Here is a 23,603-nt window from a genome sequence, read left to right as displayed (position 1 = left end):
CGGCGACCGCACTGGCCGCCGCCCTGACCACCCCATCCGCTGGCCCCGGCCAGCTCGTCACCCCCTCGGAGGCTCGATCGTGAGCGAGACCGTCACCACCCCCGCGCCCGCGGCGGACGTTCCGGCCGGCGTCGTGGACGCCGAACCGTACGCGTGGCCCTACGACGGCAGCGTCGTCCCCGCCCGCACCGCCCTCCTCAACATCGACTGGCAGACGGACTTCTGCGGGCCGGGCGGCTACGTCGACCACATGGGCTACGACCTCAACCTGACGCGGTCCGGTCTCGAACCCACCGCGAGGGTGCTCGCCGCGGCACGGACCGCCGGTCTGTTCGTGATCCACACGCGCGAAGGGCACAAGCCCGATCTCAGCGACTGTCCACCGAACAAGTTGTGGCGGTCGAAGCAGATGGGTGCGGGCATCGGCGACGCCGGGCCGTGCGGTCGCATCCTCGTGCGGGGCGAACCGGGTTGGGACATCGTGCCCGAGGTGTACCCCATCGAGGGTGAGCCGATCGTGGACAAGCCGGGCAAAGGCGCGTTCTACGCGACCGACCTCGACCTGCTCTTGCGCACCCGCGGCATCACCCACATCGTGCTCACCGGCATCACGACCGACGTCTGCGTGCACACCACGATGCGCGAGGCGAACGACCGCGGCTACGAATGCATCGTGCTCACCGATTGCACCGGTGCCACCGATCACGGAAACTATCTCGCCGCGTTAAAAATGATCCAGATGCAGGGCGGCGTCTTCGGAGCCGTGGCGGATTCGGCGGCTTTCATCGCGGCGCTCGGCAATTAAGCCGGGTTCCGCCGTTGATTTTACGGTGAACCGAGTCAGAGTGGATATCCCCGCTCCCATTCGACTTCCATTGAAATCTCTCTCCCTTCCACCCATCGATTTACTGGATCTGCAAAGCATCGCCCGCGATCCCGACCAGGTGGACTGGCAGTATTTTCAGGACGGCGTCGATATTTTCCGCATCTATGGCGATGGAAACTCGGGGCCTTGCGCCTCGCTGCTGCGCTTCCAGAAAGACGGGCAAATTCCGCTCCACAAACACGTTGGCTACGAGCATTTGTTCATCCTCACCGGCAGCCAGACCGACGACCAAGGAACGGCCCAGGCTGGCAGCCTCATCATCAATCCGCCAGGCACGCGGCACAGAGTAACGAGTGAGTCGGGTTGCATCGTATTGGCGATCTACGAGAAGCCGGTCGCTTTTTTATAAACACTGGCCGCGCCCGAATTTTCGGTTTGCGCTTTCCAGCAACGAGCGTTATTAATTCGCCCTGCCCGCGAGGACAGAGAAAATGGTGGTCGTAGCTCAATGGTTAGAGTCCCAGATTGTGATTCTGGTTGTTGCGGGTTCGAGTCCCGTCGATCACCCCATTTTCCTCACTGAGCCGGAGTTGCCGACGCAACCGGAGAAGGAGTGGGAGTCGCAGGAACGGTCGGGGCCACATCCACGGCGTCAATCAGAACCGTCATCCCTTTGGTCACCATGCTGGCGAAACGCGCGGCGTCCCAGTTTGCCAGCCGAATGCAACCATGGCTCCCCGTGCGTCCGATATTGTCGGGGCTGTTCGTGCCGTGAACGCCGACGCCGCGTTTGTTCAACCCGCACCAGAGCACGCCCACCGGGCAGTTGGGTCCGGCTGGAATCTCGTAGGATTCACCCGTGGGAACGCCGTTGTTCAGCACGCCCTTGTTCCAGCGATACCAGGGCATCGTCGCGATTCCGACAATGTGCCACGTTCCTTTTGGAGCCGGATGATTCGCCGCACCGGGCGTGATCGGAAACGCCGCGAGCAGTTTGTCGCCGTCGCGCAGCTCGAGCATTTTGTTAACCGTGTCGATGTGAATCGACCGGGTGGCAAACTCCGGAACCGGCGGCAGGCTGCCGATTTCCTTCATGTCCTCGATGAGAAACGGAGCCACGTTCGGCACGCGAATAACGTCGCCAGCCACCAGTGCCGCCATGCTGCGATCTTTGTTCAACTTCAGCAAAAACTCGGGATCGGAATGGAACTTCTCCCCAAGGAATTCCAGGATGTTAGTATAGGGCATCCGCTTTAGCTTGGCCTGCAACTGGGGCGTTTTTGGAATCTCGCCGACCTGCTTAAAATCCTCGGGCCGCAACGTGTAGCTCGTGTAAATCGGGCTGATCTGGAGCAGATCCGGGATGGATTCCCATTTGCCGTCCACGTTCATGCCGCTGGCTTTTTGGTAACGATTGAGGGCTTTCCCTGTGAATTCCCCCCAGCGTCCGTCGATTTTGCCGGGACCGAAATTGCGTTGATCGAGGTAAATTTGCAGCCGGGTGATCAGCTCGCGCTCACGCACGGGCTCGGCGCGCATGACCTGCAACTCGGCTGGAGCGGGCACGGGCGCGACTTGGGCAAACAAAGAACTGGTGGCGAGAAAAAGAAAAAGGAATGGACGCATAATTGGGCAGGCGGGAACCATAAAGAGGCGGACGATTTAGGCAACTTGATCCGCAATTTCCTCTGCCGGATACGTCCAGATCTCGGCGAGGGTCGGGTGATAATGGGGCATTTTTGCCACGTCGGCGGCAGTTCCATGGAAATGCATCACGGCAACAATCTCGTGAATCAGACTGCTCGCTTCGGGACCGAGCACGCTCGCGCCGATGATTTCGCCCGAACTCCGCAACGCGACCAGCTTCACAAAACCATCGGACTCGCCCATCACGAGCGACTTGCCGTGATCGTCGAACGGATGGCAGGCCGTGAGAATATCCATCCCTTTTCCACGCGCCTCCTCCTCGGTGAGACCGACCTGAGCCAGCTCGGGATGAGTGAAAAGGACGAACAATTTGCTGCGATAATCCATCGTTTCCAGACTGGGATCGTTCTTCAGCAGCCGGGCCACATTGCGAACGGCGACCTCCGCCTGATTGATCGCAATGTGGACGATTTCGTAGGGTCCGGCCACGTCGCCCGCGCTGAAAATATGAGCCTGATTCGTCTGCTGCGTCGGGCGAATCGACTTTGACTCGACCCCTGCGTTGGCGAGACCGAGCGTGTCGAGCTTCGGTCGGCGGCCCAGCGCGTAGAAAATTTCCTCGGCCTCGACTTCGTGACGCTCGCCATTCTGGGAATAGACGACCTTTTTCCCATTCGGGCCGACTCCGGCAGATTCGAGTGCAACTCCCGTCTGAATCGCGATCCCGCGTTTCTCCAGCGCCTTGCGCAAGCCATCGGAGACTTCAAAATCCGAGCCTCGCAGCAGATGCGCACTGCGCTGCAAAATCGTCACCCGGCTCCCCAGCGCATTGTAATAATGGGCAAACTCCAGCCCAATCGCCCCGGCTCCGAGCACGATCACCGACGCCGGAATGTGCGGATTCTTCAGCAGCGTGTCGCTGTGCTGGAAACCCGTTTCCATCAGACCGGGCAGCGTCGGTGGCTTTAATTCCGACCCCGTCGCCAGCAGAAAATAACTCGCCGTCACCCGCCGACCCACCTCTGGTCCTGTCGTAATTTCCACCGTGTGCGCATCCACAAACGCGGCGTGGCCATGAATAAACGGAAACCGCCCGCTCGTGATCTGCCCCCGCCGATAGTCCGCAAACTCGCCGATCCAGCAATCCTTTCGCACCATCAATTCCGCCATGTCGATCCGGGCATTCTCCACCGAAATGCCAAATTCCCCGCTCTCCTTCACCCGCTGAAACCGATTCGCCCCGGCCAGCAGCGCCTTGCTCGGCATGCAGCCGCGCAAAATGCAGAGCCCGCCGAGTTCCTCCGCACCGTCGATCAGGCCCACCTTCAACCCCAGCTTGTGCGCCAGCGACGCCCCGTTGTAGCCCGCGCTGCCCGCGCCAATGATGAGGAGGTCAAATTCTGGTGACATGTTTCCCCCAACCTAGGGCAAAAACCGCTAACCGCAAAAGCCCCGCGAAATAGATGCGGCTTTTCCCGCCGCTCTCGCGTATGACGATCTTATGAAGCACACCTCCTTTCTCGCCCTCCTCGCCTGCACCGTCTTCTCCAGCGCCCAAGCAAAACTCGTCACCCAGACCGTCGCCTATGAGCACAATGGCACTCCCCTCACCGGCTATCTCGCCTACGACGACGCCAAAGTTTCTCCCGGAAAAACGCCCGGCATCCTCCTCATCCACGAATGGTGGGGCCTCAACGACTACGCCAAAAGCCGCGCCAACCAGCTCGCCGAGCTGGGTTACGTTACCTTCGCCGCCGACATGTATGGCCAAGGCGTCACCACTGAAGACCCAAAGAAAGCAGGCGAACTCGCAGGTCAATTCTACGGCAAACCCCTCATGGCCGAGCGCGCCCAGGCCGGGCTCGATCAATTAAAAAAGAACCCCTCCGTCGATCCTGCGAAACTCGCCGCCATCGGCTTCTGCTTCGGCGGCTCCACCGTCCAGGCGCTGGCCTACAGCGGCGCGCCGCTCGTCGGCATCGTCAGCTTCCACGGCGGCCCCGTCCCCGCTCCCGCCGAGGTCGCAGGCAAAGTGAAAACCCATTTTCTCCTCCTCAACGGCGCGATTGATCCCATGGTCCCCGCCCCCGCCAAAGCCGACCTCGAGAAATCACTCGAAGCCGCCAGGATCGACTACCAATCCATCGACTTCGCAGGCGCCCTCCACGCCTTCACCAACCCCGCCGCCGACCAGCTCGCCACCAGCGCAGGCCTCACCGGCAAAATCGGCTACAACGCCACCGCTGCCGAGCGGAGTTGGAAACAAATGCAGATCTTCTTCGACGAAATTTTGAAGTAACAGCTCATCACCAGCCCGGCAACTTTCGCAAAGCGAGCGCTTTGCTCGATGCAGAGTGAACTCAGCCGGGCTTGACCTTTGGCGGGGAGTTGGGCATGAAACTGCGGATGGACTTTTTCCGGCGACTGCTGATTTTTCTGGGACTTGGCGCGGTCATGGCGGGTGGAGTTTGGTTCTTTTCGGTGCAGTCGCCGCCGCTGCGGGTGATGGTGGGGCAGATGATTTTGCTCGGGTTTACCGGGGCCGACGCCAGGGCCGAGGGGCCGCGGCGCGTGGCGCGTCAGGTCCACGCCGGACAGGTCGGAGGGGTGATTTTTCTGGGCTGGAATTTCAAAAGCCGCGCCGGTGTTTTCGGAATGACGCGGCTGTATCGCGAGGCAGGCGGGCCGTTTCCGCCGTTTCTGGTGATCGACATGGAGGGCGGATTGGTGCAGCGGCTCGGGTCGAGGCTGGGCTACGAGGCGATCCCGTCGGCGGAAAAAATGGGGGCAACGATGACTCCGGCGGAGGCGCGCCTTCGGTTTGATACGATGACGGGCTGGGTGCGCGAGGCCGGGTTTAATCTTGATCTGGGGCCGGTGGTGGACCTCGGCGGCGAGCCGTTGAATCCGATCTCGGTCCAGCACCGCACTTACGGCAGCGATCCGGCGAAGGTGGTGACCTATGCCCGGGAATTCATGGCGGCGAACCGGGCGCGCGGCATTCTCTCAGCGCTGAAACATTTCCCCGGTCACGGGTCGAGCCGCACGGATAGTCACGACGATTTTGTGGATGTCTCGGCGACGTGGAAGGCGGCGGAGTTGGAGCCGTATCGCGAGTTGATCGCATCGGGCGGGGTGGATGCGGTGATGACGGGCCACCTGCTGCAACGCGATCTGGCGTCGGATGGTTTCCCGGTTTCCCTGTCGCGCACGGCGATCGAGGGGGTGCTCAGGGACGAGTTGCATTTCGATGGGCTGGTGATTTCCGATGATTTGCAGATGAAGGCGATCTCGAAACATTACGGGCTGGAGGAGGCGGTCGTCCGAGCGATCAATGCCGGAACTGATGTGCTGATGGTGACAAACACGGAGCGCGAGCCGGAGCTGCCGGGGAGGATTATTGCCATGGTGCTGCAGGCGGTGGAGGACGGCCGGATCGAGAAATCAACGATTCGCACGGCGTGGCGGCGGATTCAGCGGGCGAAGGCGCGGCTCTGAGTTGGGTGATTACGCTCTAACTCGTCTCGTCAGAAAGAGAAAACGGCTGAGGGCAAAAAGCGCGGCAAGTCCGAGTCCAACGGCCAAAGCGGTCCAGATTCCGGGACCTCCCCAATGACGCGTAAAGCCGAGATACCACGCCAGCGGAAGGGCGATCAACCAGTAGGCGACAAACGCGGTGAGGGTCGGCACGCGCACGTCGGAGAGGCCATTCAGGCAGCCGCCAGCGATGACTTGGATGCCGTCGAAGATTTGGAAAATACCCGCGATGGAGAGCAGCGCGGAGGCCATGGCGATGACGTCGGGTTCTTTCACAAACCAGCCCGCGACCACGTTGCCAAAGGCCAGATAGATCAGCGCAAAGGTGGTCATTACCAGTGTGCCGATGGCCATGGTGGAGAGGCCGATGGTGCGGAGGCGTTCGGTTTGCCCGGAGCCGACGGTGTGCCCGATACGAATGCGCGCGGCGAAGGAGAGGCCGAGCGGAAACATGAACGTCGTCGCGGCGCAGTTGATGGCGATCTGATGCGACGCGAGTGTCCGGGCGCTGATCCAGCCCATCATGATCGCGGCACAACCGAAAGCGGCAACTTCCAGCAGGAGCGAGAGCGAAAGGGGCGCGCCGAGCCGGGCCATGACGAGCAGGCGGGTGGCGTCCAATTTCGCGAACCAGCGTTTCGGCAGGGCGCTTTGATAAAACTGGCCGCGCAGAATGCAGGCGAGCAGGACGCCGACGGAAACGATCCGCGCGGTGAATGTTCCCAGGCCCGCGCCGGTGAGGCCGAGGGCGGGCGCGCCCCAGTTGCCGTAGATGAAAATCCAGTTGAGAAAGACGTTTAACCCGACGGCGGAGAGCATGATAAGCATCGGCAGCCACGGACGATGCAGGGCCTCGCTAAATTGCTTGAGGCATTGCTCGATCATGGCCGGGACGAGCGACCACGCGACGATGCGCAGAAAAGGAATCGCCAGCCGGACAACGCCGGGTTCCTGCCCGAAATGCGACAGGAAAAAGGAAAGCGCGGTCACGAGACAGGCGACTGCGATTCCAATGGAAGTCGCAATGAAAAGCCCGTGGCGAAGGATTTTCCCGGGTTCATCGGAGTGACCGCCTCCGTGCGCCTGCGACGTGAGAATGGAGACGGGAATTTGAAACCCAAGGCCGATGACGAAGAAGATGGTGAGGATGACAGAGGCTAGCGAGGCCGCCGCCAGAGGCAGCACGCCGACGCGCCCGACCATGACGGTGTCGGCGACGTTCATGAGCATCTGGCTGACCTGCCCGGCCATCATGGGCACGGCGAGAAGGATGGTGAGCCGGGCCTCGTGGAGGAAACTGGTGGTTTTCAAGGTTTCAGGAGCCGCTGGTAGGCGCGTTGCAAGGTGTGGGAAATGGCGAGCGCCAGAGGCAGGAGGACGAGCAGGTAGTAAAATTGGCGGGCCAAGGGCGAGCTGGGAGGAAGGAAGTTTTCGCCAAGATGATAATAGATTTTCAGCAGGCGGCGGTAGAATTTTCCCACCGATGTCCACGTCTGTGCAGCCAGCAAGTGACCCGACAAAAAGCAAACAGCGCCAGGGTAATTCGCGCCAGCCAGCCCGCCAGCGGTCGCGGCAAATGCACCAGCCACACGTCCTGGATGTGGTAGTAGCCGATGATGTAAAGCACCGCGCCACCGCGCAATAAATCGAAGGTAAGATCGCGACCGGGCACGATTCGGTTCTAACTCCGCCCAGAACCCGTGACGAGCCGAAAGCCGACGCGGAAAATGAGAACGCTTCCATGCTTGAACAGGCGGCTTTCGTTTGGCGGCGACGACGTTTTCTTTATCCTGACCGGGTGACGACGCCCGCTTTTTCGCTCCCCAGCCGCGAGGGCGAACGGCTCTACGACTGGCTGTTTATCGACTTGAACAGCTATTTCGCCAGCGTCGAACAGCAGGTAGATCCCGAGCTGCGCGGGCGTCCGGTGATCGTCATTCCGACCGAGACCGACTTCACCTGCGCCATCGCCGCGAGCTATGAGGCCAAGGCGTTTGGCATTAAAACCGGCACGCCCGTGCTGGAGGCGAAGACGCGCTGCCCGCAAGTCGCCATCCGCCTCGCCAACTCGGAAACTTACGTCATTTATCACAATAAAATCCTTGAGGAAATCGACCGCCACATTCTCGTGGACAACGTCGCCTCCATCGACGAAATGGCCTGCCGGCTCACCGGAAAATGGCGCATCGCCGAGAACGCCATCGAACTCGCCCGGCGGATCAAAGCCGGCATCGCCGAGCGCGTGGGCGTGTGCATGACGAGTTCCATTGGTATCTCGACGAATCGTTTTCTGGCAAAGGTCGGCAGCGACATGCAAAAACCCGACGGCCTCGTCGTGCTGCACCCAGCGGAATTTCCCGGGCGACTCTCCGGGCTCGTGCCCCGCGATCTGCCCGGCATCGGAGCCAACATGGAGCATCGCCTCCACGCGGCGGGCATCCGCACGATCGAGCAACTTTGGGTGTGCCCGGCGCGTCAATTGCGCGGAATCTGGCGCGGCGTGCAGGGAGAGCGTTTCTGGTATGCGCTGCGCGGCGTGGAGATTCCGCCGGAGGAAGTGGTCCATCGCAGCCTTGGCCACAGCCACGTGCTCGCGCCGGTGGATCGTCCCTTTGCGATGGCGGAACTCGTGGGGCGTCGGCTGACTTTGAAATGCGCCAGCCGGTTGCGCCGCGACGGTTTTCTGGCTCAAGGAATGAGCCTGAGCGTGTGGGTTGTGGGCGCATTGCACATGGATTACGACGTGCGGTTTCCGCCGGTGGCCGACAGCCTGAGTTTGCAGAAAATGTTCGTCCACCTCTGGAGCCAACTCCGCGCACATAGCGATGCAACTCCGCTGAAAAAAGTCAGCATTACCCTGCACGATCTCGTTCCGGCAGACGCGGCGCGTCAGTTGGAATTTTTCACCGCCGAGAAAATCAGCCTTGGAGTTGAAGTGTTATCCCACGGTCCTGCGGCCCAAGAAAAACGCGACCGCTTGACCGGTGCAATGGATCGACTAAACACCCGATTCGGCAGCCACACCGTCACGCTTGGCATTATGCCCGGAGCGGCCCGCAATTTCACCGGCAACAAAATTGCCTTTAATCGCGTGCCGCTGGAGGCGGACTTTATTTGAGGCTGAAGGCGTCGAGGAATGCCGCATCCAAGCCCCTCGTAATGGAGAAGTCCTTCGAGTACTCCCATTTCAAGGTGTGGGTGCCAGTGGGGACAATGAAGCTCTTGGTCGTCCAGCCAACAGATCCGGTGGCATAGGCTTTCTGGCTTCCGTCCACGCTGAAGCGAAGCAAGTCGTAACCGCGTTCGCAACTGATCTTCCAACGGTAACTAACGGTTATGGGACCCTTGACGGTGGTGCTGATCCAAGAGCGTTTGCTATTGCCAATGTGCCCACTCCGGGCGGCGTCCACTCCATCGGAAGTGCCGCTGGTGATGACTTTCCAAGGAGCATTGCCGCCCGTATTCCAAACGAGGCTGCGCTCATCGAGAGCAGTGGTCAGGTTGAGAGGTGAAATGATGGTGATGACCAGACTGCTGGTGCCATCACCGGCGGCGTTGGTGGCGGTGATCGTAAGTGATTTGGTGGTGATGGCCGTTGGTGTGCCTTCGATTACCCCTGTCAAAGGATCAAAAGTCAGACCGTCCGGCAGAGTGCCGTTGATCGAGAAACTTGTCGGATCATTGGAGGCGGTGATCTCGTAAAAGAAATATTCGCCGACGACGCCGGAGGCGGTGCGAGCACTATCAATCACCGGCAGCGTGTTAGAGTCACCATTGATGAGCAGGTTTTTGCTGGCTGTGCCGACGGTGTTGGTCGCCTGCAATGTTATATAAAAACTTCCGCCATCAGTTGGAGTGCCGCTGATTTCACCTGTGGCTGCGTCCAGGGTTAAACCGTCGGGCAATGTGCCGATGACGTTGTAACTCGTGGGCTTGTTCGTGGCGACGATTTGATAAGAAAAAGCAACTCCTGCGGTCAGGGCGGCTGTCTCGGGACTAACGATGACAGGCGGCTGCGCGGCTCCGGAAATCGTGCCGGTGAGCGTGTAAGCTCCCAGAGAACCGTAGTTGCTGTAGCCGTCGAGAAGGACGTTACCACGACCGGTGCCCGTGACTCTCAGGTAGTAAGTGCCAGGCACGACCGTGTGAGAAACCGAGGCGATGGTGTCCAAATCTGGATTGGCCGTCTCGATGAGAGTGCCTGCAGCATTGAAAAGATCCAGGCGAATGTCCAAGTCCGCAGAAGGCTGGGCATTAGCCGCATTAAAGGTAACCAGGGAAGCACCAGTATTGAACACGTAATAGTCCGCGTCGCCAGTGAACGAGATGGTCCCTTTCTGATAAACAGTAGAGCCATTGCGGCCTAGGACTGTGGCGGTGGCAATCGAATTGCCTGCATCGTCGGAGATGTAACCAAAGCCGTTTTTCGGATCAACGATGATGCTGAGATCGTCTTCCTGGTTGTTGGCATCGGCGTATTCCCCTTTGCTCCATTGAGTCAGCGCTGTGTAATAACCACTGCCCATGATTGGACCCCAGCTCACTTTGCCGGTACCTTGGCCATTATAATATTCCTCGGCGTTAGGCTCCTTGCGGCCATCGTGCTTTAGCCCAAGGGTGTGGCCGAATTCATGAGAAACCGCCGCAGCGATCGTGTCCGGGGTGTCATTAAAGACCCAGCACGGGATCGTCTTTGAGTAAGCCAGGCTAGACTCTGAGTAGCTGTCCACGTAGGCCACGCCACCCGCGTCGGGAGCCGCTGTATTGTTTGGAGTAATAACGCATCTCATGCGATTGCCGGGCTCCATGGCGTTGTAACGATCAACATTGGTCGTCACATCGACGTTGAAGGGAACAAAATCCTCCTTCACGCGTTGCCAGATTTCCAAAATCTGACCCGGGTTTAAGTCATATGGTGCGGCCACGATGGTCTCGCCACCATTCCAAGAGGGGTCGGTGATGGTCGCCCCGTTAAAGTCCAGATAAATCACGCCGGGGGCCGAGGGGCGGCTGCTTAGCGTGGGCACTGTCACGGGGCCGGTAGCCGCGACGGCTCCAGTCGTGGTCGTGGAGGCGCGCGCCGCAGCCTTGGGATAGGGCAAACAGAGGACATCGGAGAGAGGTTTCTCCACCAGCCAAGTTCCGCCTTCTTCACCGGGGGTGATCACATAAGCGACTTGGCGGTTGGTCAGGAGAATTTGGCCCATTACTTGATCCGGGAGCTGGGTCAGCATAAACGTTCCTTTTTCATCGCCGGTCAATTTTCCGCCGACTCGCACCACTCCATCGGCTTCGGGCAAAACGAGTTGCACCCGACCCGTCACCTGCTCGCCACCCAGCAGGGGAATCGTTAGTTCGTCTCCCTCATGCAGCTTGGCTGGGCTGGTCATTGCCGCCACATCCAGTGGACCGGCTCTGCCCTTGACCTCTTGTCCGGAGCGTTTGGCTGCCGCGTAGGCAGCGGAGCGAGGCTGCAATTTTACGCCCCAAGTCTCTGCGGGTGCTGGCCAGGTTTTTTTGGTGGGAACTGCCGCAGGCAGATTGGCAACCAGCGTCGTCGCCCGAGTGCTGGAGGCTGCCACCGATGACCTCGTCGGCGCTGCTGGCGTTTGTGCAGCGGTTGCCTTTACTTCAGAGGAAGTTTTTCCAGAGCGGAGTAAGACAAATGGAATGGCAACGAGTGCCAGTAAAACGAGGAATAAGACTCCACGTTGCGTAGTATTGAGGTTTTTCATAGGGGCACTTCTAACAATTCTGATGGGGCGACAGATGGTCATGCATAATGTTGAATCTGTCGAATCAACTTGCAGTCGATCCGTTTATTTTTTGAAGAAATCCAGCAGCGACTCGGCGGCATCCTTGAGAGTGTCCTTCAGTTTGGACGGATCTTTTTGGATGGTGTCGATTAACTCCTGGCCGGCGGCGACGGCGAGGCGTTCGGAGAGATCCTCCGTCATGTGCGCAAGCGGGCCGGTGACTTTCATTGGGGTCCAGAGATAGCCGCCGTGCTCGTCGGTGAAGACCTTGGTTTGCGAGCCGGGAATCCAGCGCAGGCTGGCGGGCGTGACGCCGACGAGAAATTCACCAGTCATGATGCCGTTCTCGATGACGAAGCCACCGGTCATGCGCACGAGGCCGCTGGATTCGGCGTCGAGATTGGAAATTTTTACCCGGCCATCGCGGATTTCCACATCGGCGTGGACGGCTTCCAAGTGCAACTGCCGGAAACGCTGCGTGCGGGTGAAGAGCGCGACTTGATCCAAAACCGGGAGCGCTTCGAGTTCGCCATTGGTCAGGGTGACCGGGCCGGAAACGACGAGACTTTGGCCGTCGCCAACGGCATGCAAGTCGGCTGAAAGCTGCCCGTGCAAACGCGCGCGCCAGTCTTTGGGCAGAATGGTGGCGGCGGGAAGTTTGTCGAATTTGCCGTTGAGGTCGGTGTTGGAGTTGGCTCTTTCGTTGATCTTGCCGGTGATTGTGGCGCTGCCGCCGCCCTCGACGGTGAAGGCGCTGCGGGTGATGAAATAGGTTTTGTCCGCGTAACGAACAGCCACGTCGTTGATGGAAATCTTGGGACGTTTCTCAAAAATCGCGCTGCCTCCGGAGCCGGTCAGGTTCCACGCCTTGCCATCGGGAGTGGCCTCGACTTTGAGTCCCTGCAAGCGAAATGGAACTCGCAGGTGTTTGCCGTCGAGCGTGAAATCTGACACGGAAACGCGCTGCACATCGACTTGATTGGGCAGCAGGGAATCGATGAAACCGGGTGTTTTCGGACGCAGATCCTCGGGGTGTTTGGGCCGGATTGGACTTTCAGTCGATTGGGAGTAAGTCACCGAGTCGTGGGCAGAGGCGGCGGTTTGATCGTCTTCCGACTTGGGAGCTTCCTTGGGCGGGGACATTTTTTTGGCGGAAGGAACGAGAGCGAGGCGTTCTATTTCCACGTGCTCCACCTGCCATTTGCGCTCCCAGAGACCTTGCAGGTTGACACTGGCGCGGACTTGCTCGGCGTCGATGCTTTCCAGAGGTCCGCCCGCCTCGCCGGTGGCGGTGTAGGCATCGGAGTAGAAGGACGACTCGGTCCATTGCAGCGGACGAAATGCGCCCTGAGCCCGGACGGTGTGGGAGACTTTGCCGCTGAGGAAGGCCCGGAAGCGGTCGCTGCGGAGAAACGCCTTGGCCTGCATCAAGACGATCAATGCGGCGATCAGGAGAAAGACCGGCAGCCCAATTAAGATCCAACTCAAATAGCGGCGGCGGGTGGGAGTCATGCTCCTATTTCCGGGGTGAATGTCCGCAGCGCAAGTCGAAATAGCTTGTTCAAACCGGGCCAGATCCCTATGCAACTCGCATGAAGAAGACGCTCCTCGGTTGGTTAATGGCAGTAGGCTTGATGGCGAATGCCGCTGCTCTCGGCACGGTGCAGATCACGGTCGAAAAGACCGTCGATAAGGGCGAGAAGCCGCGTGCCGAAGGACAAGGGTCGGACGCCAAACTCGTGAGCAAGGTCAATTACGACATCAAGCTCGTGAATGGAACCTTTGCCGATTTGTCCGGGCTGACGCTCAATTACGTCATCTTTGTGGAGCACCAGAAACTCGGCAAAAAGAAGGATGAGGACGTGGTGGCGCGGGTGACGGGTTCGCAGGCGATTCCATCGCTCAGGAACAAGTCGCCGCAGATTGTGACGACCAAGGACATCGAACTCATCAAATCGAATCTCGTCGGAAGTTATTATTTTCCGAATGGCGGTCGCATCAAGGTGGCCGACTCCGTCAAAGGCGTCTGGGTGCGCGTCTCGCAGGACGGAAAAATCGTCGGCGAATACACCAATCCCAGCACCGTCACCACGCGCGGTTGGGACGCCAAGTAGGGCGCTTTTTCTCAGTGCGCCCGGCGTTCTCCCTCGCTAGCCTGATCCCGTGCTAGAACTCCGCGACATTTCCTATCACGCAGGCGAGTTGCCGCTGCTCCAGCACCTCACGCTGGATTGGCCCTCGAGTCATTTCGGCGCGATTCTCGGGCCGTCGGGTTGTGGAAAAACCACCCTGCTGCGCCTCATCGCCGGCCTGCACAACCCCTCCGAGGGCACCCTCCTCTGGCAGGGCCGCGACCTGCTGACCGAGGGCGACTTGCATCCTAGTGAGATCGGTTACGTGCCGCAATTCAGCATTGCCTACGACGCGCTGACCGTCCGCGAATCCCTCGCCTCCGCGCTGCGTCTGCGCGTGGCGGAATTGCGCGAGGCCGAGCAAACCGAGCGCATCGAAAAAACGCTCCTCGACTGCGGACTCGACGCCGTCACCGACCGTCCGGTCGCCGTCCTTTCAGGCGGACAAAAACGCCGGCTGTCCCTCGCCATCGAGATGCTCACATCGCCGCGCCTGCTCCTTTGCGATGAAGTCCTCAGCGGACTCGACCCCAAGTCGGAGCGCGAAATCATCGACCTGCTCCACCGGCTTTCCAAGGATGGAAACCGGCTCATTCTCAACGTCACCCACAGCCTCGCGCACCTCGAACTCTACGACAGCGTCACCGTCCTCACTGGAGGGAATGTGGCGTATCACGGCCCGACCGAGCACCTCGCCCATTACTTCGACGTCCTCCACCACGAGGAAATCTTCGACCGCCTCGGCAAGCGCAAACCGGAAAAATGGTCCGCCTCCTGGAAAAAACATGGCCCCGCATTCGAGTTGGATTCGACTCAGGAAAGCCCCGGTGAAACCTCCGCTCCGCTCGACACGCCCGGCTTCCTCTCGCAGTTTTTCACCTTGCTCAGCCGCCGCTGGCTCCTTTGGCGGCGCGACTCTGGCGGACGTATTTTGCAGTTTGCCATGCTCTTCGGCTTCCCGCTTTTGGTCGTCATCTTCGCCATTCACGGCCTGCCGGAAATCCAAAACCTCAACCTTCGGTTTGAGTCCAACGTCGTTCGACAGCTCGCCGAAGCCAACGCCTACATCCAATCCTCCACCCGCGACGGCAGCCTGCTCTCCGGCATCGCCATGTTTCAGGTCATCCTGCTCACCCTCATGGCCTCGAACAACGGCGCACGCGAGATCGCCAACGAGCGCACCATTTTCGAAAAAGAAAAACTCGCCGGCCTCAGTCCCCTCGCCTACCTCGCCAGCAAACTCGCCTACCTCGGTTTCTGGGTCGTCGCGCAAAGCCTCTGGATGGCCGCCTTTGTGAACATCGTCTGCCACCTTCCCGGCTCGCTCGCCACCCAGGCGTTCCTGCTTTTTCTGGTCAACGCCGCCGTCACCGCAATCTCGCTCGCCCTTTCCGCCTGCTTGAAAACGCCCGAGCAAGCGTCGCTCGCCTCGATCTATTTCGTCGGATTCCAGCTTCCACTTTCCGGCGCTTTTTTAGCCTTGCCGCTTTGGCTGGCGAATGTGGTGAAACCTTTCATCGCCGCCTACTGGGCTTGGTCGGGTTACTTGCAAACCTTCCGCGAAACGAACTACTACACGATCCTGCAACGCGTCGTGCAAACTCCGCTCGCCGACACTCCTGCCTGCATCTGGTTTCTCGGGAGCCAGATCGTGGTGGCGATTTTCGTGGCCTGGCTCGGCTGCCGCCGCAGCCAGTGGAGTTAAAGTTCTATGCGCCGAGGTGACGCCGCGGAATAAGGTAGTTTTTCGTGTAATCGGTCACCGCCTCCGTGAGCGGAGTTACAGTCGATTCGTAGCCGGTGCCGCGCAGTTTTTCGATGCTGGCCTTGGTGTAATACTGATAGTTCGGCCGAATCGATTCCGGCATGTCGATGAAGTCGATTTTTGGTTCGAGTTCCATCGCACTGAAGAGCGAATTCGCCAGCGTCAGCCAGGTATTTGCCTCGCCGGACCCGAGATTAAACAAGCCGCCCGCCGACGACGTTTCCGCGAGGTGAATCGTCATTTCCACCGCGTCCTTCACATAGAGAAAATCGCGCATCTGCTCGCCATCGCGATACTCGGAATGATGACTCCGAAAAAGCTGCAACCGGCCTGTGGCGCGGACCTGGTCGTAGGCTTTGTTGACCAGACTGCGCATGTCGCCCTTGTGCCATTCGTTTGGCCCAAAGACGTTGAAATATTTCAGCCCGACGATCTGATCGAGGAAGCCGTGTTTCTGCGCGTAAACGTCGAAGAGATGCTTCGAGTAGCCATACATGTTCAACGGACGCAGCCGGGTTAGATTCGTATCGAGGTCGTTCATGCCCTGCGCGCCGTCCCCGTAAGTCGCTGCCGAGGACGCATAAACGAAACGCGCCTCGTTTTCCAACGCCCAGCCTGCCAGCAGCTTGGTGAATTCAAAATTGTTCCGAATGAGGTAACTCGCGTCCTTTTCCGTCGTCGCCGAGCACGCGCCGAGATGGAAAATCGTCTCGACTCCACGCAACGGCGCGGCCTTCGTTTCGATGAGCGATTTCACGTCCGCCGCCTCCACGTAATCGAGGTAACGCAGCGGAACCAGATTCCGCCATTTCTCGTCGGAGCCGAGAATGTCGCAGATGACGATGTTCTCGAGTCCGCGCTGGTTCAGCGCCCAAACCAGCGCGCTGCCGATGAAGCCAGCGCCTCCGGTAACGAGGATTTTGCCGTGGTCGAGTGGTCGGGTGTTCACGAGTCGAGTTTGATTCGAGTCGCAGCCGGCTCGCAACCATTTTCCCATTGCCAGCCACGGGCAGTCGGCGAAAACTGGGCGCGATGAAAACTACCCTGCTCATCGTGCTGGCGTTCGCAGCGGGCGCGGCGGCGATGTTTTTCTGGAAACAACGCACGCCACCGCGCAAGGAATTTCCCGAGCTGCGCCTCCAACTCAACCAGGCCGCCGAGCGCAATCTCCCACTCCCCACGCTCGAAGCCACGCCGCTGCCGACGCCATGATTCTGGTGGTTTTCGCGCTGGAGCACGAGGCGCGGGATTTCGCTCGCTGGCTGAGAACCCATCCGAGTTCCATTCAAATGGAGCTGATCGGAGTTGGAGCGGAATCTGTTTCCGCAAAACTGCCGACGCTTCTGGAGAAACATCGTCCCAGCCAGCTTGTCGCTGGCGGATTCGCCGGGGCGCTGACTGATGAGTGGAAAATCGGCGACGTCTTTTGCGCGACGAATTTTTCCACGATTCCATCCAGGTTGCGCGGAGCTGTTTTGCATTCGAGTTCCAGTGTTATCGAAAAGGATCACGCCCGTCTCGCCGCCCAGGCGGATTGCGTCGATATGGAGTCGGCCACCGTGGCGCAGATCGCCGTGTCCATGGGCGTTCCCCTGCTCGTGCTACGGACGATTTCCGACACGCCGGGCCAGCCGATTCCGATTCCCTTTGCCGTGACCTACGATTTGGCACGTCAAAAAATACAGGCGACTTCCATTCTTCTCTGGCTGGCGCGGCATCCGGCGCGCTGGCTGGCGTTCGCAAGATTTTTGACAGATCTGCGGCGTGCCCGACGGTCTTTGACCATTGCCTTGATCGACATTCTCCAGCACGAATAGCCGGTTGCTTTCCCGACGAAAAAACGGTCTTCTTTTCGCCGCATGAATTCCCCTTTTCTCCTCGATGGCCTGATTATCGTCGTCTATTTCGTCGCGATCGTCGGTATTGGTCTTTACAAGGGGCGAGGCAGTTCGGACATGGAAGGCTTCGCCGTCGGCGACCGGAATCTACCTTGGTGGGCGGTGCTGGGATCGATTTTGGCGGCGGAGGTGAGCGCGGCGACTTTCTTGGGTGCACCGGGCGAAGGCTACGGCTTGCGAAATTTCACCTACGCCCAGCTCGCCATCGGCACGGTGCTGGCGCGGGTGCTGGTGAGTTACATCTTTATCAAGCCTTACTACGACTATCGCGTCGTCTCGATCTACGATTTTCTCCGGGTGCGCTTCGGCAATACGACGAAAAATGGCGCGTCCTTCATTTTCCTTTTCACGCGAATGCTGGCCAGCGGCACACGCCTCTATGTCGGGGCCATCGTGTTGGTTTTTGCCTATGAAATGGTCGCGCAAGTCGAGTTGCAGCCGATGCAGGAAATCTGGATCTATGTGGCGGCTCTGGTGTTGATTACGGCGATCACAGCCGTTTATACCGCGCTCGGCGGGATCAAGGCGGTGGTTTGGACGGATGTGATTCAGGCGACGATTATGTTTGGCGCGATCGGGTTTGCGATTTTTGTGCTTTTCAAGGGAGTGCCAGGCGGATGGAGCACGGTGCTGGCGCAGGTGAAAGCTCCCGCGTTTTTCGACAGCGGAATCGATCACACGAAAAGTTTCGGCGCGAATGTGAAAGGGATTCTGGAAATCGAATACACGATCTGGGCGGCGTTGCTGGGCTCGGTTTTTACCACGATGGCGACGCACGGGACCGATCAGGACATGGTTCAACGGATGCTGACCGCGCCCGACATTCGGCGCAGTCGCCGCGCTCTGATGCTGTCTGGCCTGCTCGACATCCCGGTGGTGCTCTGCTTTTTGCTAATCGGCCTGTTGCTGTGGGTGCATTATCAAGACCCGGCCAAGAAGGATGTTTTCGCCTGGTATATCGTGCACGAGATGCCGCCGGGAGTTCGTGGACTGGTCGTGGCTGGCTTGTTTGCGACCGCAATGGGCTCGCTCAGCACGGCGCTGAATGCATTGGCGACAAGTTTTACGGAAGATTGGTATGTGGCCTATATCAAGCCGCAGGCGACTTCGGCTCAAATCGTCCGGGCGGCGCGCTGGTCCACGGTGGTGTTTTCGGTGCTGCTGATCGTAGTCGGCGGCCTTACTGCCTACGGACGAATCGTGCTGCATCTGCGGATTATCCCGATTGTGCTGGGGATTTTTGGCTACACTTACGGATCGTTGCTGGGCGTTTTCCTGGTCGGCATGTTGAGCAAGCGCCGCGGTTCCAACACGGGAAATGTGCTGGCGATGCTCGCGGGGTTTATCGTCACCGCGCTCTTGAGCGGCTTGCACATCACGATTGGGATTTTGCTCGGACTGCTGCCCTCGACGGCAAGCGGGAAAACTCTCTGGCCATTTATTGAGATCGAATTTCCCTGGCGAATTCTTTTCGGAACGGTGGTTACATTTGTAGTCGCCATCTTATTTCGAACGCCGGAAAAGCAGGTTTGGGCGGCGGAGGATCACATTCGGAACGCAAGCGCTGCAAACTGAGGGCGTTCCATAACCCGAGGTCGATGACAGGTTATTCGGCGCGCATTTTCCACGGTCTGCGTCAAGGTGAATTCAGCCTTCAGGCTGAAATAAAAACGGCTGTTTTCCTAAAATTTCCTTGGCGATGGGAGCACGGAATTTTAGTCTCTTGCCCTCAGCAACTCCCTAGAAGGAGCTGTGAATAACTTGTGAACAAAATGCGTAAAACATCCTCCCCACTCTTGGTAAGTGCCTCACTCCGAACGATTACTGAATGGTGTTTCGGCGCTGAATGCACTAGTGGATCTATTTTTTTCACACTTACGTAACCCCTTTATCTTCAAGGGCTTGCAAATTTTTTAACTAAAATTTTCCCTCTCCTCGGCTGCAAATGACCTTTCCCCTCCCTCCATATTCCACCGGCAAACAGAGTGCACAGAATGTGACATCTGCGTGACGCCTCTCTGTGGATAAATTTACTATGTCTGATTCCATGCACCGTATTTGGCACCCTATCTCCGAGGCGATCCGCCCGCAGGTGAGCCCCGATACTTTCCAGCGCTGGTTTGCTGAAATTCAACTGACTGCCGCAGATGAAGAGGCGCTGACTCTCTGTGTTCCAAACAACATTTACCAAGTCTGGATCGAGTCGAATTATCAGCCCTTGGTGCAATCTGCCGTCACAAATATTCTCGGCCAGCCGCGCAAACTTCGCTTCGTCTATGCCGACTCGAAAGCACTGACGAAGGAACCAGTCACGCCGAAATCGGTGGAAGTCGTTGCCGAGGTTCCGCTGGAACCCGAGGCCGCTGCCGCTGCCACAGGGATGAACCCGCGGAACACATTTGAGACATTCGTCGTCGGGGCGAACAATCAATTTGCTCATGCCGCCGCCATCGCGGTCGCCCAGGCACCAGCCCGGACTTACAATCCACTCTTCGTTTATGGCGAGGTTGGTCTCGGCAAGACGCACCTCATGCAATCGATCGGCCAATACGTCCAAGGCCACAAGAAAAACGCCAAGGTGATGTATCTCTCGAGCGAGAAATTCACGAACGAATTCATCGACGCGATCCAGCACAATTCCTTGGTGAAGTTTCGCAAGAAATATCGTCAGGCCGATGTGCTGCTGATCGACGACATTCAGTTTCTCGCGGGCAAGGAACGTTCGCAGGAGGAGTTTTTCCACACGTTCAACACGCTTTTCGAGGGGCACAAACAGATCGTGCTGTCCTCGGATCGTCCAGCCAGCGAAATCGCCAATCTGGAGCATCGCCTCGTTTCCCGATTCGAATGGGGCATGACGGCGGAGTTGCAGCCGCCCGACATCGAGACGCGCATGGCGATTCTGCGGAAAAAAGCCGCGACGCTCAGCATCAAGCTCGACGCCAAGGTTTTTGAATTTCTAGCGCAGCGCATTCGCACCAATGTCCGCCGACTCGAAGGCGCCCTCCTGCGGGTGGCGTCTTTTGCGTCGCTCAGCGGCAAGGACTTGGACCGCGACGTCATCGAAAATCTCCTCAAGGATATTCTCAACGAGGAAGCCAAGAAAACCGTCACGATCGATCAAATCCAGCGGCGCGTGGCGGAACATTACGATGTCCGCATTGCTGACATGACGAGCAAGCGCCGCCCCGCCAACATCGCTTATCCGCGCCAGGTCGCCATGTATCTCGCCCGTCAGCTCACCAAATCCTCACTCAATGAGATTGGAGAGGCGTTCGGCGGTCGCGATCACGGCACCGTCCTCCACGCCTGCAAGGTGGTGAACGAGAAAATCGCCAACGACGAGACCACTCGGCGCGCCGTTTCCCTCATCGACTCGCAATTGCAGCGTTAAAAACACCAAGTAATCACCCGTAAAGAGTGGACACGCCGAGCGTTCCACGCATAGTTTCGCATCCTCTTCCCAAACCGCACTTTTACCCACTCATGAAATTCAGCGTTAGCAAAGAAAAACTCAACGAAGGCCTCCAAGCCGTGCAGAACGTCGTCAGCACCCGCACGACCCTCCCAATTCTGTCCAATGTGCTGATTCAGGCCACGGAAAGCGGTTTGACCCTGACCACAACCGACCTCGATGTCGGAATTCGCATCCAAGTCGAGGCGACGGTGGAAAGAATCGGAGCCACCACACTGCCGGCGCGCCGCCTTTCCAGCATCGTTCGCGAACTGCCTTCCTCGGACATCCAGTTCGATGTTGATTCAAAAAATTCCGCCTCGATTCGTTGCGGCGCTTCCTTCTTCAAAATCCTCGGCTTGCCCGAGGAAGAATTTCCTCCCCTCTCCCGCTTTGAAAACGCCCGCGTCTTCAACATTAAGCAAAAGGAACTCAAGGACGGTCTCAAAAAAACCGCTTACGCCATTTCGACGGACGAAACCCGCTACGTGCTGAATGGCGTCCTACACAGCTTCAAGGAAAACAAACTTTCGCTCGTTGCAACCGATGGCCGCCGTCTGGCTTTGGTCGATATCGAACTCGAATTCCCGCGCAGCCAGGAGACGGAAGTTATCATTCCGACCAAGGCGATTACCGAGATTTCGCGTCTGCTCAAGGACGACGGCGAGGTGAAAGTTTCCATCTCCGACAACCAGGTTGCATTCGAGTTGAATAACACTCTACTCATTTCCAAACTGATCGAAGGAAACTACCCAAACTATCGCCAGGTGATCCCCGGCGAGGCTCGCGAGCGCGTCATTCTGGAGCGCGAATCCTTCCTCAACTGCGTGCGCCGCGTCGCCATTCTCGCCAGCGATAAGTCCAACTCGGTCAAACTCATCTTCAGCAAAAACAACATCGACATTACGGCCAACACGCCCGACGTCGGCGAGGCCCGCGAGTCTGTCGCAGTCACCTACAAGGGCAAGGACATGGCGATTGCCTTCAATCCGGAATTCCTCATGGCGCCGCTGCGCAACCTGCCGAACGACGAAGTTTTCCTCGATCTGATTGATGAGATGAGTCCCGGCGTTATCAAAATCCAGACGCCGTTCCTTTACGTTCTGATGCCGATGCGCATCTCGTAGAAGAAATCAGTTTTCAAGTCGCGGAATTCGACTATCAGTAAAATTCCAAAATTGCTCACGTGGCGGAATGGCAGACGCGTACGACTCAGAATCGTATTCCTAACAGAGTGGAGGTTCAAGTCCTCTCGTGAGCACCAACTAACTCGCAGCTTGCGAGTTTTCTCACTAACCCGCCACAGGCGAGTGCATTCGACTCCAAGCGAAACTTCGGCTAAGTTCGCTCTTACTCAGCCTTCGGAGCCGATTCCGGTTGCAGGAGCTTCTGCAAAGTGGCAATCCACTCCGTGATTTTCGGATGGTTCGGGTAGTTCTTAATTAACGAAAACATCTCCTGTGCCGCACGATTTGGCTGATCGAGAACCACCAGTTCCTGGGAGCGCTGCCAGAGCAACTCGGGCCTGCGCACCGTGGCGAAATTCTTTTCCTGAAAGTCGAGCTTGGCATTGCCCGACACCGCAGCCTCGCGGGCGAGCCGTGCATCCCAGTAAGACAGCAATGCGGGATTCTTCTGTTTGCGCCATTGGGGCAGTAGATATTTTGCGGCGATGGCGTCGGACTTGCCGGGGTTCATTTCCCAGTTTTCCGCCTTCGCCAATTCGGGTCCAAGTCCCAGCCATTTGGAAAAAATTCCATCGGAGACCGAGCTTTTTAGGAGCGATTCCTTTACGTCAACGGCCTCCCAGGAGGCGTCGAGGATTCTCAAATAATCGGACACTTGCGGCACGAGATCTTCGGGCTTGGCATCGGCGGCTTTCCTCAAGCTGAGACCGAGATAGAAAAGATGCAGTCGGACAGACTCGCGGAAATCGCTGTTCTTGAGTTGCTCCTCGTGAGCCTTCTTCCAGTCGCGAAACTGGGTATTTTCCCGATTCACGCCTTGAAATTGCGTCGCCATCAACGCCTCTTCATAGAGCGCCATCGCCGCCTCTTTGCTGCCCGCAGCCTTGAAAACCAGATCCATGTTTCGCTTTTGGATCGTGCTGGAAACAGTCTTCTGCTTCGTCTGAATATCCTCCAACTCCTGCAAAATCTGATGCGGATCAAGCGGGGCCACGTCGGCCGCAGACGCATAAAACTCCCATGCAAAAAAAACCAAGGCGACAGAAGCGGCGAAAGCGACCGGAGTCGCGGCAGATTTTTTCATGTTGTGGGGGAGGAAATGGGAAATCGGCTTATTCTGGAACGGCTGGCAAAAGCGCGTTCAGCTTGGCTTGAAAAAGCTTCAAGTCGTCCGCAGTTTTGGTGGCTTTTTCCAGAACGATGTCGATCAACTTCGGCACGTGCTCCGCGCGGCGCTGGGAAAGCTCGGCCAAGGCCATCATTACGGCGAGCGAGTTATTGATGTCGTGTTTCATTTTTCTGTAATAAAGCACGAGATCGGCATACTCCTCGGGAGTGGGAAGGGCTTTGTCGGATTGGCTCATAACGGAAAAGATTCTGGTGACTGGCGTGGGCTTGTGC

General features: G+C 58.3%; 21 protein-coding genes and 2 tRNA genes. 14 read left to right on the top strand and 9 right to left on the bottom strand.

Annotated features, from left to right (window positions below; all coding sequences use genetic code 11):
- Window positions 1-79 precede the first annotated feature (79 nt).
- The 3 genes from ABIT76_11460 to ABIT76_11450 all read left to right on the top strand — a co-directional run bounded on the left by ABIT76_11460 (window position 80) and on the right by ABIT76_11450 (window position 1,396).
- Entirely contained in the window at window positions 80-805 is a 726-nt protein-coding gene (locus ABIT76_11460) for an isochorismatase family cysteine hydrolase (GenBank protein ID MEO7933763.1), read from the top strand.
- A gap of 70 nt (window positions 806-875) precedes the next feature.
- On the top strand, window positions 876-1,235 hold the full coding sequence (locus tag ABIT76_11455) for a cupin domain-containing protein (protein MEO7933762.1): 360 nt from the start codon (window positions 876-878) through the stop codon (window positions 1,233-1,235).
- 85 nt (window positions 1,236-1,320) lie between these two features.
- Window positions 1,321-1,396 (top strand) — tRNA-His (locus ABIT76_11450).
- A 6-nt stretch (window positions 1,397-1,402) separates the two neighbouring features.
- On the opposite strand, the gene ABIT76_11445 is transcribed toward ABIT76_11450, so the two are convergent.
- Window positions 1,403-2,452, bottom strand: a complete 1,050-nt coding sequence (locus ABIT76_11445; GenBank protein MEO7933761.1) for a L,D-transpeptidase family protein — start codon at window positions 2,450-2,452, stop codon at window positions 1,403-1,405.
- Between the two features lie 36 nt (window positions 2,453-2,488).
- Window positions 2,489-3,883, bottom strand: coding sequence for a dihydrolipoyl dehydrogenase (locus ABIT76_11440; GenBank protein ID MEO7933760.1), 1,395 nt, complete (start codon window positions 3,881-3,883; stop codon window positions 2,489-2,491).
- Window positions 3,884-3,974: 91 nt separating this feature from the next.
- On the opposite strand from ABIT76_11440, the gene ABIT76_11435 reads away from it, so the two are divergent.
- Both ABIT76_11435 and ABIT76_11430 read left to right on the top strand, forming a co-directional pair.
- Window positions 3,975-4,772 (top strand): dienelactone hydrolase family protein, encoded by a 798-nt coding sequence (locus tag ABIT76_11435; protein ID MEO7933759.1) that lies wholly within the window; start codon window positions 3,975-3,977, stop codon window positions 4,770-4,772.
- Window positions 4,773-4,867: 95 nt separating this feature from the next.
- Window positions 4,868-5,971 carry a glycoside hydrolase family 3 N-terminal domain-containing protein gene (locus tag ABIT76_11430; protein MEO7933758.1) on the top strand — a complete coding sequence of 368 codons (1,104 nt, stop codon included), beginning with the start codon at window positions 4,868-4,870 and terminating at the stop codon, window positions 5,969-5,971.
- 9 nt (window positions 5,972-5,980) lie between these two features.
- On the opposite strand, the gene ABIT76_11425 is transcribed toward ABIT76_11430, so the two are convergent.
- Together ABIT76_11425 and ABIT76_11420 are read right to left on the bottom strand one after the other, a co-directional pair.
- A complete protein-coding gene (locus tag ABIT76_11425; GenBank protein MEO7933757.1) occupies window positions 5,981-7,321 on the bottom strand; it encodes an MATE family efflux transporter in 1,341 nt (446 codons plus the stop codon).
- On the bottom strand, window positions 7,318-7,599 hold the full coding sequence (locus tag ABIT76_11420) for a hypothetical protein (protein MEO7933756.1): 282 nt from the start codon (window positions 7,597-7,599) through the stop codon (window positions 7,318-7,320). The genes ABIT76_11425 and ABIT76_11420 overlap by 4 nt, the downstream gene beginning before the upstream one ends.
- 209 nt (window positions 7,600-7,808) lie before the next feature.
- Here ABIT76_11420 and ABIT76_11415 point away from each other — a divergent pair, with 209 nt between their 5' ends.
- Window positions 7,809-9,128 carry a hypothetical protein gene (locus ABIT76_11415; protein ID MEO7933755.1) on the top strand — a complete coding sequence of 440 codons (1,320 nt, stop codon included), beginning with the start codon at window positions 7,809-7,811 and terminating at the stop codon, window positions 9,126-9,128.
- On the opposite strand, the gene ABIT76_11410 is transcribed toward ABIT76_11415, so the two are convergent.
- A complete protein-coding gene (locus ABIT76_11410; protein MEO7933754.1) occupies window positions 9,121-11,592 on the bottom strand; it encodes a putative Ig domain-containing protein in 2,472 nt (823 codons plus the stop codon). The two genes, ABIT76_11415 and ABIT76_11410, sit on opposite strands and share 8 nt — an antisense overlap.
- A gap of 237 nt (window positions 11,593-11,829) precedes the next feature.
- Window positions 11,830-13,278 carry a hypothetical protein gene (locus ABIT76_11405; protein MEO7933753.1) on the bottom strand — a complete coding sequence of 483 codons (1,449 nt, stop codon included), beginning with the start codon at window positions 13,276-13,278 and terminating at the stop codon, window positions 11,830-11,832.
- 80 nt (window positions 13,279-13,358) lie between these two features.
- Between ABIT76_11405 and ABIT76_11400 the strand changes: the two genes are divergently transcribed.
- Together ABIT76_11400 and ABIT76_11395 are read left to right on the top strand one after the other, a co-directional pair.
- On the top strand, window positions 13,359-13,880 hold the full coding sequence (locus ABIT76_11400) for a hypothetical protein (GenBank protein MEO7933752.1): 522 nt from the start codon (window positions 13,359-13,361) through the stop codon (window positions 13,878-13,880).
- A 49-nt stretch (window positions 13,881-13,929) separates the two neighbouring features.
- Window positions 13,930-15,603 (top strand): ATP-binding cassette domain-containing protein, encoded by a 1,674-nt coding sequence (locus ABIT76_11395; protein MEO7933751.1) that lies wholly within the window; start codon window positions 13,930-13,932, stop codon window positions 15,601-15,603.
- Window positions 15,604-15,607: 4 nt separating this feature from the next.
- Here the strand turns inward: ABIT76_11395 and rfaD are convergent, their stop codons facing one another.
- Complete coding sequence (gene rfaD, locus ABIT76_11390) at window positions 15,608-16,612, bottom strand: ADP-glyceromanno-heptose 6-epimerase (GenBank protein MEO7933750.1); 1,005 nt, start codon at window positions 16,610-16,612, stop codon at window positions 15,608-15,610.
- 83 nt (window positions 16,613-16,695) lie between these two features.
- On the opposite strand from rfaD, the gene ABIT76_11385 reads away from it, so the two are divergent.
- From ABIT76_11385 to ABIT76_11360, 6 genes are all read left to right on the top strand, one after another.
- A complete protein-coding gene (locus tag ABIT76_11385; GenBank protein ID MEO7933749.1) occupies window positions 16,696-16,875 on the top strand; it encodes a hypothetical protein in 180 nt (59 codons plus the stop codon).
- Window positions 16,872-17,480 (top strand): hypothetical protein, encoded by a 609-nt coding sequence (locus tag ABIT76_11380; protein ID MEO7933748.1) that lies wholly within the window; start codon window positions 16,872-16,874, stop codon window positions 17,478-17,480. The genes ABIT76_11385 and ABIT76_11380 overlap by 4 nt, the downstream gene beginning before the upstream one ends.
- A gap of 42 nt (window positions 17,481-17,522) precedes the next feature.
- Window positions 17,523-19,136: a sodium:solute symporter gene (locus tag ABIT76_11375; protein MEO7933747.1), complete on the top strand. Its 1,614-nt coding sequence runs from the start codon at window positions 17,523-17,525 to the stop codon at window positions 19,134-19,136.
- 472 nt (window positions 19,137-19,608) lie between these two features.
- On the top strand, window positions 19,609-20,955 hold the full coding sequence (dnaA, locus tag ABIT76_11370) for a chromosomal replication initiator protein DnaA (protein MEO7933746.1): 1,347 nt from the start codon (window positions 19,609-19,611) through the stop codon (window positions 20,953-20,955).
- Window positions 20,956-21,047: 92 nt separating this feature from the next.
- A complete protein-coding gene (gene dnaN, locus ABIT76_11365; protein ID MEO7933745.1) occupies window positions 21,048-22,142 on the top strand; it encodes a DNA polymerase III subunit beta in 1,095 nt (364 codons plus the stop codon).
- Window positions 22,143-22,195: 53 nt separating this feature from the next.
- Window positions 22,196-22,279: transfer RNA gene (locus ABIT76_11360), tRNA-Leu, on the top strand.
- Between the two features lie 86 nt (window positions 22,280-22,365).
- Here ABIT76_11360 and ABIT76_11355 read toward each other — a convergent pair.
- A complete protein-coding gene (locus ABIT76_11355; protein MEO7933744.1) occupies window positions 22,366-23,286 on the bottom strand; it encodes a hypothetical protein in 921 nt (306 codons plus the stop codon).
- Window positions 23,287-23,314: 28 nt separating this feature from the next.
- Window positions 23,315-23,566, bottom strand: a complete 252-nt coding sequence (locus ABIT76_11350) for a hypothetical protein (GenBank protein ID MEO7933743.1) — start codon at window positions 23,564-23,566, stop codon at window positions 23,315-23,317.
- Window positions 23,567-23,603: the final 37 nt, after the last annotated feature.

Source organism: Chthoniobacterales bacterium (assembly GCA_039930045.1).
Classification (GTDB): domain Bacteria; phylum Verrucomicrobiota; class Verrucomicrobiia; order Chthoniobacterales; family DASVRZ01; genus DASVRZ01.
This window is presented reverse-complemented; position numbering and strand designations above follow the sequence as displayed.

Coding starts and splice junctions, on each gene's coding strand:
- ABIT76_11385 (MEO7933749.1), top strand. CDS start 16,696: ATGAAAACTACCCTGCTCATCGTGCTGGCGTTCGCAGCGGGCGCGGCG.
- ABIT76_11400 (MEO7933752.1), top strand. CDS start 13,359: ATGAAGAAGACGCTCCTCGGTTGGTTAATGGCAGTAGGCTTGATGGCG.
- ABIT76_11435 (MEO7933759.1), top strand. CDS start 3,975: ATGAAGCACACCTCCTTTCTCGCCCTCCTCGCCTGCACCGTCTTCTCC.
- dnaA (MEO7933746.1), top strand. CDS start 19,609: ATGCACCGTATTTGGCACCCTATCTCCGAGGCGATCCGCCCGCAGGTG.
- dnaN (MEO7933745.1), top strand. CDS start 21,048: ATGAAATTCAGCGTTAGCAAAGAAAAACTCAACGAAGGCCTCCAAGCC.
- ABIT76_11380 (MEO7933748.1), top strand. CDS start 16,872: ATGATTCTGGTGGTTTTCGCGCTGGAGCACGAGGCGCGGGATTTCGCT.
- ABIT76_11445 (MEO7933761.1), bottom strand. CDS start 2,452: ATGCGTCCATTCCTTTTTCTTTTTCTCGCCACCAGTTCTTTGTTTGCC.
- ABIT76_11355 (MEO7933744.1), bottom strand. CDS start 23,286: ATGAAAAAATCTGCCGCGACTCCGGTCGCTTTCGCCGCTTCTGTCGCC.
- ABIT76_11430 (MEO7933758.1), top strand. CDS start 4,868: ATGAAACTGCGGATGGACTTTTTCCGGCGACTGCTGATTTTTCTGGGA.
- ABIT76_11350 (MEO7933743.1), bottom strand. CDS start 23,566: ATGAGCCAATCCGACAAAGCCCTTCCCACTCCCGAGGAGTATGCCGAT.
- ABIT76_11405 (MEO7933753.1), bottom strand. CDS start 13,278: ATGACTCCCACCCGCCGCCGCTATTTGAGTTGGATCTTAATTGGGCTG.
- ABIT76_11440 (MEO7933760.1), bottom strand. CDS start 3,883: ATGTCACCAGAATTTGACCTCCTCATCATTGGCGCGGGCAGCGCGGGC.
- ABIT76_11375 (MEO7933747.1), top strand. CDS start 17,523: ATGAATTCCCCTTTTCTCCTCGATGGCCTGATTATCGTCGTCTATTTC.